This window comes from Streptomyces sp. NPDC059564 (assembly GCF_042735575.1).
GTDB lineage: Bacteria > Actinomycetota > Actinomycetes > Streptomycetales > Streptomycetaceae > Streptomyces.
In genome coordinates this window covers 1-10700 of record NZ_JBHWBP010000269.1, presented here as the reverse complement: position 1 = coordinate 10700, position 10700 = coordinate 1, and the positions used below count along the sequence as shown (strand labels likewise).

At 72.6% G+C, this 10700-nt stretch carries 11 protein-coding genes; 8 read left to right on the top strand and 3 right to left on the bottom strand.

The window, feature by feature from the left end; all coding sequences use genetic code 11:
• Nucleotides 1-71: 71 nt before the first annotated feature.
• Nucleotides 72-668 carry a hypothetical protein gene (locus ACFV0Q_RS31160; RefSeq protein ID WP_385009799.1) on the bottom strand — a complete coding sequence of 199 codons (597 nt, stop codon included), beginning with the start codon at nucleotides 666-668 and terminating at the stop codon, nucleotides 72-74.
• Nucleotides 669-893: 225 nt separating this feature from the next.
• On the opposite strand from ACFV0Q_RS31160, the gene purN reads away from it, so the two are divergent.
• Nucleotides 894-1517: a phosphoribosylglycinamide formyltransferase gene (purN, locus tag ACFV0Q_RS31155; RefSeq protein ID WP_385009797.1), complete on the top strand. Its 624-nt coding sequence runs from the start codon at nucleotides 894-896 to the stop codon at nucleotides 1515-1517.
• Nucleotides 1514-3109: a bifunctional phosphoribosylaminoimidazolecarboxamide formyltransferase/IMP cyclohydrolase gene (purH, locus tag ACFV0Q_RS31150; protein ID WP_385009796.1), complete on the top strand. Its 1596-nt coding sequence runs from the start codon at nucleotides 1514-1516 to the stop codon at nucleotides 3107-3109. Before purN ends, purH begins: the two co-directional genes overlap by 4 nt.
• A gap of 114 nt (nucleotides 3110-3223) precedes the next feature.
• On the opposite strand, the gene ACFV0Q_RS31145 is transcribed toward purH, so the two are convergent.
• On the bottom strand, nucleotides 3224-3964 hold the full coding sequence (locus ACFV0Q_RS31145) for an RDD family protein (RefSeq protein WP_385009794.1): 741 nt from the start codon (nucleotides 3962-3964) through the stop codon (nucleotides 3224-3226).
• A gap of 254 nt (nucleotides 3965-4218) precedes the next feature.
• Here ACFV0Q_RS31145 and ACFV0Q_RS31140 point away from each other — a divergent pair, with 254 nt between their 5' ends.
• Together ACFV0Q_RS31140 and ACFV0Q_RS31135 are read left to right on the top strand one after the other, a co-directional pair.
• Entirely contained in the window at nucleotides 4219-5079 is an 861-nt protein-coding gene (locus ACFV0Q_RS31140) for a bifunctional methylenetetrahydrofolate dehydrogenase/methenyltetrahydrofolate cyclohydrolase (protein ID WP_385009792.1), read from the top strand.
• Between the two features lie 142 nt (nucleotides 5080-5221).
• Nucleotides 5222-5584 (top strand): DUF3017 domain-containing protein, encoded by a 363-nt coding sequence (locus tag ACFV0Q_RS31135; protein WP_385009790.1) that lies wholly within the window; start codon nucleotides 5222-5224, stop codon nucleotides 5582-5584.
• Here the strand turns inward: ACFV0Q_RS31135 and ACFV0Q_RS31130 are convergent.
• Nucleotides 5571-6461, bottom strand: coding sequence for a LysR family transcriptional regulator (locus tag ACFV0Q_RS31130; protein ID WP_385009789.1), 891 nt, complete (start codon nucleotides 6459-6461; stop codon nucleotides 5571-5573). The two genes, ACFV0Q_RS31135 and ACFV0Q_RS31130, sit on opposite strands and share 14 nt — an antisense overlap.
• A 79-nt stretch (nucleotides 6462-6540) precedes the next feature.
• Here ACFV0Q_RS31130 and ACFV0Q_RS31125 point away from each other — a divergent pair, with 79 nt between their 5' ends.
• The 4 genes from ACFV0Q_RS31125 to ACFV0Q_RS31110 all read left to right on the top strand — a co-directional run bounded on the left by ACFV0Q_RS31125 (nucleotide 6541) and on the right by ACFV0Q_RS31110 (nucleotide 10618).
• A complete protein-coding gene (locus tag ACFV0Q_RS31125; RefSeq protein WP_385009801.1) occupies nucleotides 6541-7143 on the top strand; it encodes a short chain dehydrogenase in 603 nt (200 codons plus the stop codon).
• A 236-nt stretch (nucleotides 7144-7379) separates the two neighbouring features.
• Complete coding sequence (locus ACFV0Q_RS31120; RefSeq protein ID WP_385009787.1) at nucleotides 7380-8369, top strand: malate dehydrogenase; 990 nt, start codon at nucleotides 7380-7382, stop codon at nucleotides 8367-8369.
• A 106-nt stretch (nucleotides 8370-8475) separates the two neighbouring features.
• Nucleotides 8476-10254 carry a hypothetical protein gene (locus ACFV0Q_RS31115; protein ID WP_385009785.1) on the top strand — a complete coding sequence of 593 codons (1779 nt, stop codon included), beginning with the start codon at nucleotides 8476-8478 and terminating at the stop codon, nucleotides 10252-10254.
• Complete coding sequence (locus tag ACFV0Q_RS31110; protein ID WP_385009783.1) at nucleotides 10244-10618, top strand: hypothetical protein; 375 nt, start codon at nucleotides 10244-10246, stop codon at nucleotides 10616-10618. Before ACFV0Q_RS31115 ends, ACFV0Q_RS31110 begins: the two co-directional genes overlap by 11 nt.
• Nucleotides 10619-10700: the final 82 nt, after the last annotated feature.

Sequence of the window (10700 nt, the reverse complement as noted above, 5' to 3'; positions counted from 1 at the left end):
CCCCCGGACCCCCGCGCCTCAAACTCCCCCAGCTACCGCTGGGAGGTGCCCCCGGGCGGGGCTAAGAACGGTCAGCGCTGGACCTTCAGGATTTCGCCCAGGACGTTGTCCGGGAGGAGGTTGTTGCACTGGAGTTCCGCGGTGCGGGTGAGGGCGTCGTCGCGGCAGACGTAGAAGTCCTTGTACGCCAGTTGGAGGGCGTACGAGCTCGCCGCCAGCAGGATGGCCAGTGAGGCCGACACGAGGCCGCTGATCGCCGCCGCGCGCTGCGGGCGGGCCGCCGGGCCCAGGGCGGCGAGGCCGCCGGGTTGGGGCGGGGTGCCCGTCGTGGGGTCGGCCTCGGTCGCCGGGCGGCCGCGCAGGGCGCTGACGCCCCAGTAGATCGCGAGCGCGCCGAGCAGCAGCCCCACCGAGGGGATCCCGAAGATCCCGAAGAAGAAGCCCCACATGCCCGCCAGCAGCGCGTACCGCGCACGCCGCTGGAGCGGGTCCATCGGGTCCCACCGCGCCGGGCCCTCGGGGCCGCCGGGTTCCGAGGGGCCGGAGCCGCCGCCGTCCTGCGGCCGCTGCGGCTGCCGGGGCTCCCACGGCTGGTCGGGCCGGCCCTCGGGGGGCGCCGCGAAGGGGTTGTCGTCGGTCGAGGGGTCGGGCTGACGGCGGTCCGGCATCGAGTGCGTTACTTCCCCTGTGTCGTGGGCCGGGCGCGCGCCCGGCGTGCGGTGTACGCCAGACGCTACCGCCCACCCGTCCCCCCGTCCCTCGGGGACCGTCCGGTGTGCCGGTATCGTTGCAGGCGGTCGGTGGCTTCGTATGGTTCCCCGTATATCGGTACCCCGAAGTTTCGTATGACCACACAAGACGAACGACGGCAATTCCGTAAGAAAGGGCCTTCCATGCCCGCCTCCCGCCTGGTCGTGCTGGTTTCCGGCTCCGGCACCAACCTCCAGGCCCTGCTCGACGCCATCGACGCCCACCCCGGCGGAGCCGAGGGTTTCGGCGCCGAGGTCGTCGCCGTCGGGGCCGACCGCGAGAACATCGCCGGGCTCGAACGGGCGGAGAAGGCGGGCATTCCCACCTTCGTGTGCCCGGTCAAGGCCTACGGGAGCCGCGAGGAGTGGGACGCGGCCCTGACGGAGGCCACCGGCGCGCACGCGCCGGACCTCGTCGTCTCCGCCGGGTTCATGAAGATCGTCGGCAAGAACTTCATCGACCGTTTCGGCGGCCGCTTCATCAACACCCACCCCGCCCTCCTCCCGGCCTTCCCCGGCGCGCACGGGGTGCGCGACGCCCTGGCGTACGGGGCGAAGGTCACCGGCTGCACCGTTCACTTCGTGGACAGCGGCGTGGACACCGGTCCGATCATCGCCCAGGGCGTCGTCGAGATCCGGGACGGGGAGGACGAAGGCGCTCTCCACGAGCGCATCAAGGAAGTCGAGCGTCAGCTGCTCGTCGACGTCGTGGGGCGCCTGGCCCGGCACGGCTACCGCATTGAGGGACGAAAGGTAACAATCCAGTGACCGCCGCAGAGACCGTAGCGAGCAACGACCCGACCACGACCCAGCGGCCGATCCGGCGTGCGCTCGTCAGCGTCTACGACAAGACGGGACTGGAAGAGCTGGCCCGCGGTCTGCACGAGGCGGGCGTCGCGCTCGTCTCCACCGGCTCCACCGCCTCGAAGATCGCCGCCGCCGGGGTGCCCGTCACCAAGGTGGAGGAGCTGACCGGCTTCCCCGAGTGCCTCGACGGCCGCGTCAAGACCCTCCACCCGCGCGTGCACGCCGGCATCCTCGCCGACCTGCGCCTGGAGGACCACCGCAACCAGCTCGCCGAGCTGGGCGTGGAGCCCTTCGACCTGGTGATCGTCAACCTGTACCCCTTCCGGGAGACCGTCGCCTCCGGCGCCACCCCCGACGAGTGCGTCGAGCAGATCGACATCGGCGGCCCGTCGATGGTCCGCGCCGCCGCCAAGAACCACCCGTCGGTCGCGGTCGTCACCAGCCCCGCCCGCTACGCCGACGTCCTCGCGGCCGCCCAGGGCGGCGGCTTCGACCTGACCGCCCGCAAGCGGCTCGCGGCCGAGGCCTTCCAGCACACCGCCGCCTACGACGTGGCCGTCGCGTCCTGGTTCACGAACGTCTACGCCCCGGAGTCCCCCGAGGCGCCGCTGCCCGAGTTCCTCGCGGGCTCCTGGGACCGCAAGTCGACCCTGCGCTACGGCGAGAACCCGCACCAGGCCGCCGCGCTCTACACGGACGGCCAGCCGGGCGGGCTCGCCAACGCCGAGCAGCTGCACGGCAAGGAGATGTCCTTCAACAACTACGTGGACACCGAGGCCGCCCGCCGGGCCGCCTACGACCACGAAGAGCCCTGCGTCGCGATCATCAAGCACGCCAACCCGTGCGGGATCGCCGTGGACACGGACGTCGCCGCCGCGCACCGCAAGGCGCACGCCTGCGACCCGCTGTCGGCCTTCGGCGGCGTCATCGCCGTCAACCGCCCGGTGACCGTCGAGCTCGCCGAGCAGGTCGCCGAGATCTTCACCGAGGTCATCGCCGCCCCCGCGTACGAGGACGGCGCGGTCGAGATCCTCGCGAAGAAGAAGAACATCCGCGTCCTGAAGGTGGACGGCACCCCGCACCAGCCGGGCGACCTGAAGCCGATCAGCGGCGGCGTGCTGCTCCAGCAGTCGGACCTCTTCCAGGCCGAGGGCGACGACCCGGCGAACTGGACGCTGGCCACCGGCGACGCGCTGTCCGCCGAGGAACTGGCCGGGCTCGCGTTCGCCTGGAAGGCCTGCCGGGCCGTCAAGTCCAACGCGATCCTGCTCGCCAAGGACGGCGCCTCCGTCGGCGTCGGCATGGGCCAGGTCAACCGCGTGGACTCGGCGAAGCTGGCCGTCGAGCGGGCGGGCGCCGAGCGCGCGCAGGGCTCGTACGCTGCCTCGGACGCCTTCTTCCCCTTCCCGGACGGGCTGGAGATCCTCACCGCCGCGGGCATCAAGGCCGTGGTCCAGCCGGGCGGTTCGGTCCGTGACGAGCAGGTGATCGAGGCCGCGAAGAAGGCCGGGGTGACGATGTACTTCACCGGCACCCGCCACTTCTTCCACTGACGGACCCTGACGGACCCTGACGGGCCCCTTGGCGGGCCCGTCAAAGGCCGAAGGCCGCGTCCCCCCATCGGGGGACGCGGCCTTCGGGCGTTCGAGCGGTGAACGCGGCGACGCTTACTTCGTCTTGACGACGAGGGTGCCGGCGGCGCGGTCGTGCCAGCCCTGGAGCTTGCCCGAGTTGTCGAAGAACGGCGACAGGTAGACCAGGACGGCGCCGATGTAGCAGAGGAACGCGCCGACGATCGGGATGATCCAGCGGATGAAGCCGCCGCCCAGGCCCGGGTTCTGGCCCGTGTTCTCCTTGACGACCTTCAGGCCGAGGGCCATCTTGCCCAGGGTCGCGCCCGCGAAGGCGATCATCAGCCACTCGTAGAGCAGGGTGACCAGGAAGAACAGCAGCATGATGCCGAGGAAGGTCATCACGATGCCGCCGGCCGCCGCGTTCGCGTCGTCGAGGCAGGACGAGTACGCCGGGGACAGCGGGTCCATGCCGGAGCAGTCGTCGATGGTCTTCGAGGCGCCGAAGATGCCCGCGAAGCCGATCGCGCTGAAGATGGCGTACAGGATGCCGATGGCGACGCCGTCGATCAGGCGCGCGCCGAGCCGGCGGCCCATCGTGGCGACCTGGACGGTGCCCAGGCCGGCGACGTTGATAAAGCCGTTGTTCGCCTGGAGCGTGCCCGGCACCTGCGGCGGGACGGCGCCGTACGGCGGCTGGCCCTGCTGCGGGTATCCGTAGCCACCCTGCGGCGGGACGCCCTGAGGGGCCTGCTGCGGGTATCCGTAACCGGGCTGGCCCTGCGGGGCCGGCGGCTGCTGCTGCCCGTACGGGTTGTTCGGGTCGCCGAAGCTCATCTGGGTCTTTCCTCCGTGAAGTGCGGGGACGCACGGCACGCACGGAGGACTTCGGCTTTCTGCGGTACGCCCCCCGGCACTGCCCGCGGCACTCATTGCGATCGTGTTGCCGACCGTCATCGTGGTGTGCTCGTACCGGCCTTGTCCAGCCGGTTGCCGTGGTGGGCCGTACTTGTTGTGCAAGTGCAATGAAGCCACCCGACCGGTTTCCGCCCGACTGGAACCGGGAGCGCTCCATCCGGGAGGATGGCCGTATGACCGCCCAGATTCTCGATGGCAAGGCCACCGCAGCCGCGATCAAGTCCGAACTGACCGTCCGAGTGGCGGCGCTGAAGGCCCGGGGCATCACCCCCGGCCTCGGCACCCTGCTGGTCGGCGACGATCCGGGCAGCCGCTGGTACGTCAACGGCAAGCACAAGGACTGCGCCGAGGTCGGCATCGCCTCCATCCAGCGCGAACTGCCCGCGACGGCCTCCCAGGAGGACATCGAGGCGGTCGTGCGGGAGCTGAACGCCAACCCGGACTGCACCGGCTACATCGTCCAACTCCCGCTCCCCAAGGGCATCGACACCAACCGCGTCCTCGAACTGATGGACCCGCTCAAGGACGCCGACGGCCTGCACCCCATGTCGCTGGGCCGGCTGGTGCTGAACGAGCCGGGCCCGCTGCCGTGCACCCCGTACGGCATCGTCGAGCTGCTGCGCCACCACGGCGTCGAGCTGGCCGGCGCGCACGTCGTCGTCCTCGGACGCGGCATCACCGTCGGCCGGTCCATCGGGCTGTTGCTGACCCGCAAGTCCGAGAACGCGACCGTGACGCTGTGCCACACCGGTACGCGCGACCTCTCCGGGCTGCTGCGGCAGGCGGACGTCATCGTGGCGGCGGCGGGTGTTCCGCACCTGGTGAAGCCGGAGGACGTGAAGGCGGGTGCGGCGGTGCTCGACGTCGGCGTCAGCCGCGACGAGAACGGGAAGATCGTCGGGGACGTGCACCCGGGCGTCGCCGAGGTGGCGGCCTGGATCTCCCCGAACCCGGGCGGTGTCGGCCCGATGACGCGCGCGCAGCTGCTGGTGAACGTCGTCGAGGCGGCGGAGCGGACCTCCAGTGCGGGCTGAGCACGAAGCGGCGGACCCGGCGGACCCGACAGGCCCGCCGGGGGACACCTCCGAAACGCCGCCCGCCGCCGCCCCCGGTCCGAAGCCGCAGGCGGAGGGCGCGAAGGCGCAGGCGGCGAAGGCGTCCCGGCGGTTTCCGTCCGTGACGCAGGACACCGCGCGGCCCGAGGGCGGTGGGCGGGCCGCGCCCGGGGGCGCGCCCGCGCCCGCCCGTCAGTGGCCGATGCTCGCCGTCCTCGCCGCCACCGCCGCCGGGCTGCTGTCCACGGCGATGAGCCACCCCCGGTTCGGCTGCCTGCTGATCGGCATCGCCCTGATCGCGGCCGCCGTGATGCGGCGCGTGCTGCCCTCGGTGGGGATGCTCGCGGTGCGCTCCCGGTTCACGGACATGGTCACGTACGGGCTGCTGGGCGTGGCGATCACGCTGCTCGCGCTGGTCATCGAGCCCAAGCCGTGGCTGGAGATCCCCTTCCTGGAGGACGCGGTCCGCTTCACCGTCCGGTGATCTCCGCCAGTGCGGTGAGGGCCGCGGCGATGGCCGGACGGGTCTCCGTGCCCGCCCGGACCAGCGCCTCCAGGGTCCGCCCCCGGCCCGGCAGTTCCACCACCGCCGTGCCGGGCGGGGGCGCGTCGCACAGCAGCCCGGGCAGGATCGACACGGCCCGCCCGGTCCCGACCAGCCACAGCCCGGCCCGCAGGTCCCCGCACTCGTGCGCGATCCGCGGGGTGAACCCGGCGTTGCGGCACGCGTGCAGGAGCATCTCCCGGCAGCTGCTCGGGGCGGGCGCGGACACCCAGTCGGCCTCCCGCAGCGCCGCCAGCCCGTCCCGCCCGTAGGCCGGGAGCAGCGCCTCGGGCAGCGCCAGGCAGAGCGGGTCGTCGAACAGCGGGACGGCGGTGGTGCCGCTCGCGGGCGGGGCGCCGAGCAGCGGGTAGGCGTACGTCACCGCGAGGTCCAGGCGGCGTTGCCGCAGCCGGGGCACGGCCTCCTCCGGGTCGGCCTGGACGATGTGCGGCCGCAGCCCCGGATGGCGTACGGCGAGGGCGGCGACGAGCGGCGCGGCCACCGTCGCCAGCGCGCTCGGGGCGCAGCCGACGAGCAGCTCCCCGACCGGTCCCGCGTCGAGTGCCCGTACCGCCCCCTCGGCCCGTTCCAGCGCGGCCAGCACCGGCTCGCAGGCGGCCGCCAGGGCCGTTCCGGCGGGGGTGAGGCGCAGCCCGCGGCCCTCCCGTTCGACGAGGGCGGCTCCGGCCTCGGCCTCCAGGGCGCGCAGCTGCTGGGAGACGGCCGACGGGGTGACCCGGTGCAGGTCGGCGACCACGGTCACCTTTCCGTGTTCCGCCAGGTCCCGCAGGATGACCATCCGCTTCACATCAAGCATGAGTTCATCTTAATGATTGCTGTAGCAGAGGTAGCTGGACTTCACATTGGAGGGGCGCGATGCTCGTTCCATGACTCCCCTGAAGGTGCTCCTGATCGGCGCCGGCGGCACGCTCGGCCGCGCCGTGCACACCGCCCTGCGCGACCGCGGCCACGACGTGCTCACCGCGTCCCGCAAGGACGCGGACGTCCACGTCGACATCACCGACCCCGACTCCGTCCGGGCGATGTACGACGCGGCCGGCGTCGTGGACGCCGTGGCCTGCGCGGCCGGCAGCGTCCCGTGGCGCCCGCTGGGCGAGCTCACCACCGCCGACGTCCGCGCCGGCCTGGAGGGCAAGGCCGTCAGCCAGATCGAGCTGGTCCGCCAGGGCGCCGCCCGCCTGCCCGCGCACGCCTCGTACACCCTGATCACGGGCATCCTGGCCCGCGAGCCGCTGCTCAGCGGGTCGGTCGCCTCCCTCGCCAACGGCGCCGTGGAGGCCTTCGTACGGGCCGCCGCGATCGAACTCCCCGGCCGCCAGCGGATCAACGCCGTCAGCCCGACCGTGTTCACCGAGTCCCTCGACGTCTACGGGGACACCTTCGCGGGATTCGACCCCGTACCGGTCGCCCGCGCGGCGAACGCGTACGTCAAGTCGGTCGAGGGCCGCCGGACGGGGCAGATCTTCCGGGTGGAGTAGCCCGCCGGGGGTGCGGGGAACGGCTCCTGAGCGGCCCGGACCTTCGATCCCGAGGGTCCGTGTGCCGTGGACCACAGGGACCCGGGGGTTCGGGACCCCGCGGGTCGGATAGCCTGACGGCGGATGTCTCTTCACGTCAAGATTCGCAAGGACAAGGAAGCGGCGTCCACCCAGCACTTGGGGCCCAGCACATGGGGCAGGGACGCCCCACCGCCAGCTGTCTAACGGAGAAGGCCATGACCCGCACTCCCGTGAATGTCACCGTGACCGGCGCCGCCGGCCAGATCGGCTACGCGCTGCTCTTCCGCATCGCCTCCGGCCACCTGCTCGGCGCGGACGTGCCGGTCAAGCTCCGCCTCCTGGAGATTCCCCAGGGCATGAAGGCCGCCGAGGGCACCGCCATGGAGCTCGACGACTGCGCCTTCCCGCTGCTGCGGGGCATCGACATCTTCGACGACCCGAACCAGGGCTTCGACGGCGCCAACGTCGCGCTGCTCGTGGGCGCCCGCCCGCGCACCAAGGGCATGGAGCGCGGTGACCTGCTCTCCGCCAACGGCGGCATCTTCAAGCCGCAGGGCGCCGCGATCAACGCGCACGCCGCGGACGACATCAAGGTCCTGGTCGTGGGCAACCCGGCCAACACCAACGCGCTCATCGCGCAGGCCGCCGCCCCGGACGTACCGGCCGAGCGCTTCACCGCGATGACCCGCCTGGACCACAACCGCGCGATCTCGCAGCTGGCCGCCCGGACCGGTGCCGCCGTCTCCGACATCAAGCGCCTCACCATCTGGGGCAACCACTCGGCGACCCAGTACCCGGACATCTTCCACGCGGAGATCGCCGGCAAGAACGCCGCCGAGGTCGTCAACGACGAGCTGTGGCTGGCCGACACCTTCATCCCGACCGTCGCCAAGCGCGGCGCCGCGATCATCGAGGCCCGTGGCGCGTCCTCGGCCGCCTCGGCCGCCAACGCCGCCATCGACCACGTGCACACCTGGGTCAACGGCACCGCCGCGGGCGACTGGACCTCGATGGGCATCCCGTCGGACGGCTCCTACGGCGTCCCGGAGGGCATCATCTCCTCCTTCCCCGTCACCACCAAGGACGGCAAGTACGAGATCGTCCAGGGCCTGGACATCAACGAGTTCTCCCGTGCGCGCATCGACGCGTCCGTGGCGGAGCTCGTCGAGGAGCGCGACGCGGTGCGCGAGCTCGGCCTCATCTGATCGCCTGACCTGTACGAACGTCCTTGCGCCCCGGCCAAACCAGGCCGGGGCGCTTTGGCGTGTTTTAACCTGTCGGGTTCCGGTAGGCGGAAAATAAGGTCGGCCGGTGACCGACCATCTGATTCCCCCTCAGCCCGCCGGTGACCCCGGTGCGGACCCACGGGCCGGCCGTCCGCCCGTGCATCCGGCCGTCAGCGAGGCGGGCCGCCTCCTGTGCGCGGGAACCTACCTCGACGCCACGTACCGCGATCGGGTGATCGACGAACTGTTCGTGCACGAGGAGCGGATCGCCGCCCCCTCCTACGGATTCGACGCGGCCCGGGTCCTCGCCCACGCGCTCCGCGCCCGCCGCATCGAGCTCGCCTGGGCCGGCGCCGTCCTCGGGACCTGGTTCGTCGGCTCGCTGCTGACCAGCGGCCTGCTCGCCCTGCTGCTGATCCCGTTCCTGCTGCTGAGCCTCGCCCGCTGGCTCCGCGACCGGAGCAGCATCCTGCTGCGCATCCTGTCCGTGCTGGTCCGGATCTACGCGTGGTGGTCGTTCGCGGTGATCGTGCTGGGGGTCGTGGAGATCCTCGACGGCTCCGTCGGCGTCTCCTCCTCCTTCCTCTTCCCCGGCCTCGGCGACGTCGTGTCCCCCGACGGTCCCGGCGGCTACGACGGCGGCTTCGGGAGCGGCCCCTACGACTCCCCGTACGAGGACTCCGGCACGCCCGCCGCCGTGTGGCTGACGCCCGTCGTCTTCGCCGCCGTCGTCGCCGTCGTCGGGCTCCAGCGCGGACACGCCGCCCGCATCGTCGCCACCCAGCTGTCCCAGGCCCGGTACGCCGACCAGGCCCAGGATCCCGCCGAGGCCTCGCCGGGCCCCCGCTACACCCGGGTCCGCGACCGCATCCGGGCCGAGCAGCACGCGCCGCTCATCCTGTACGACATCAACGGCCCCTTCACCGGCGCCGGGGAGCCGTTCCGGCCCTGGCAGCTGTCCGTCGAACTGCGCCCGCGCGAGGACCTCGGCGCCGGCCGCGAGCCGCACCCCCTCACCAACGCGCACATCGTGGAGCGCATCGTGCCGCTCCTGGAGGCCCTGCGTGTGCCGTCCCGGCACGGCTCGCCGCAGGCCGAGGCCGCCGTCCTGGACCGGCTGCGGGAACTGGTCGTCGACGAGTGCGTCTTCCTCCCGGCCGACGGCCTGCCGCACCGGGACGCGGCCCCGCTGACCGTCAAGGGGTTCACCGAGCACCGGCTCGGCGCCACCGAGGAGGGCGGGGAGCGGCGCAGGCACTTCCTGCGGATCCGCGTCGGCGGCTGGGACGAGAACCTCGTCGTCAGCGTGTTCGTACGGGTCCACACCCAGGGCCGGATGCTGATGCTGGAAGTGGCCCCGCACGTGCTGCTGCCCGTACGCGCCCGGTTCCAGAAGGCCGACGCGGACGCCCACCGGCTGCTGCACAACAACTGGTTCGGCACGTGCGTCGACGCGCTCGCCGCCACGCCCCGCTCCTTCACGGGCGCCGTCGCCAACCTGGGCCGGGGCGCCGCCACCTGGTGGCGGATCGCCACCGGCGGCCACGGCGGGGCCCGTCCCGAGGGGCCGGGGCTGTCGGTACGGGAGATCGCCGCCCAGGACGAAGGCTCCCTGTTCCACCTCATGGACCTCGACCGGTACCTGAAAACCATTCAGGACCGCGTCGTCGGCGGGGTTACCGTCGCCCTGCACGAAGCGGGCTGGCACACGCAGGAGTTCGCGCAGCGGGCGGTCCACGTCGCGGAGGGCGGCGTGTTCATCCAGTCGGTGAACGGCAGCGCGTTCAGCGTCGGCGGCACCGGACACCACAACACCGCCGGCGGTGGCGGTACGGGCAGCAAGGGGAGCAGCGGTGGCAAGTAACGGCGAAGAGCCCTCGGTCAGCTTCGGCGACGTCAGCGGCAGCGCGTTCAGCATCGGCGGGTCCGGGCACACCAACACCGTCCACCACGGCGGTACGGGGGCGCCGGCGGCGCCCGGCACCGCGGAGCTGCTGGAGGCGGTGCTCGAACTGCGCGCAGCGCTCGTGCGGGTGCCGCGCGGCGAGGACCGGAGCGCGCTCGACGCCGAGCTGGACGGGGTCGCGGGGGAGCTGGAAGCGGCCGACGCGATCCGCCCCGGCCTGCCCGCGCGGCTGCGCGGGGCGCTGGAGCGGTGGGCTCCGCTGGTGGAGTCGGTGAGCGCCGCCACCGCCCTGGCCGAGCTGCTCACGTCCCTGGGAGCCTGACGATGCCCTCCCCCGATGCCGCCCCCTGGTGGAACTCCCAGTCCCAACGCTGGGAATGGGGCCCCACCCCGGCCCCGGGAGC

What these genes read in the sequence shown, in the direction of transcription:
- ACFV0Q_RS31160 (WP_385009799.1), bottom strand. Translation starts at nt 668, where the DNA reads ATGCCGGACCGCCGTCAGCCCGACCCCTCGACCGACGACAACCCCTTC.
- purN (WP_385009797.1), top strand. Translation starts at nt 894, where the DNA reads ATGCCCGCCTCCCGCCTGGTCGTGCTGGTTTCCGGCTCCGGCACCAAC.
- ACFV0Q_RS31145 (WP_385009794.1), bottom strand. Translation starts at nt 3,964, where the DNA reads ATGAGCTTCGGCGACCCGAACAACCCGTACGGGCAGCAGCAGCCGCCG.
- ACFV0Q_RS31140 (WP_385009792.1), top strand. Translation starts at nt 4,219, where the DNA reads ATGACCGCCCAGATTCTCGATGGCAAGGCCACCGCAGCCGCGATCAAG.
- ACFV0Q_RS31130 (WP_385009789.1), bottom strand. Translation starts at nt 6,461, where the DNA reads ATGCTTGATGTGAAGCGGATGGTCATCCTGCGGGACCTGGCGGAACAC.
- ACFV0Q_RS31120 (WP_385009787.1), top strand. Translation starts at nt 7,380, where the DNA reads ATGACCCGCACTCCCGTGAATGTCACCGTGACCGGCGCCGCCGGCCAG.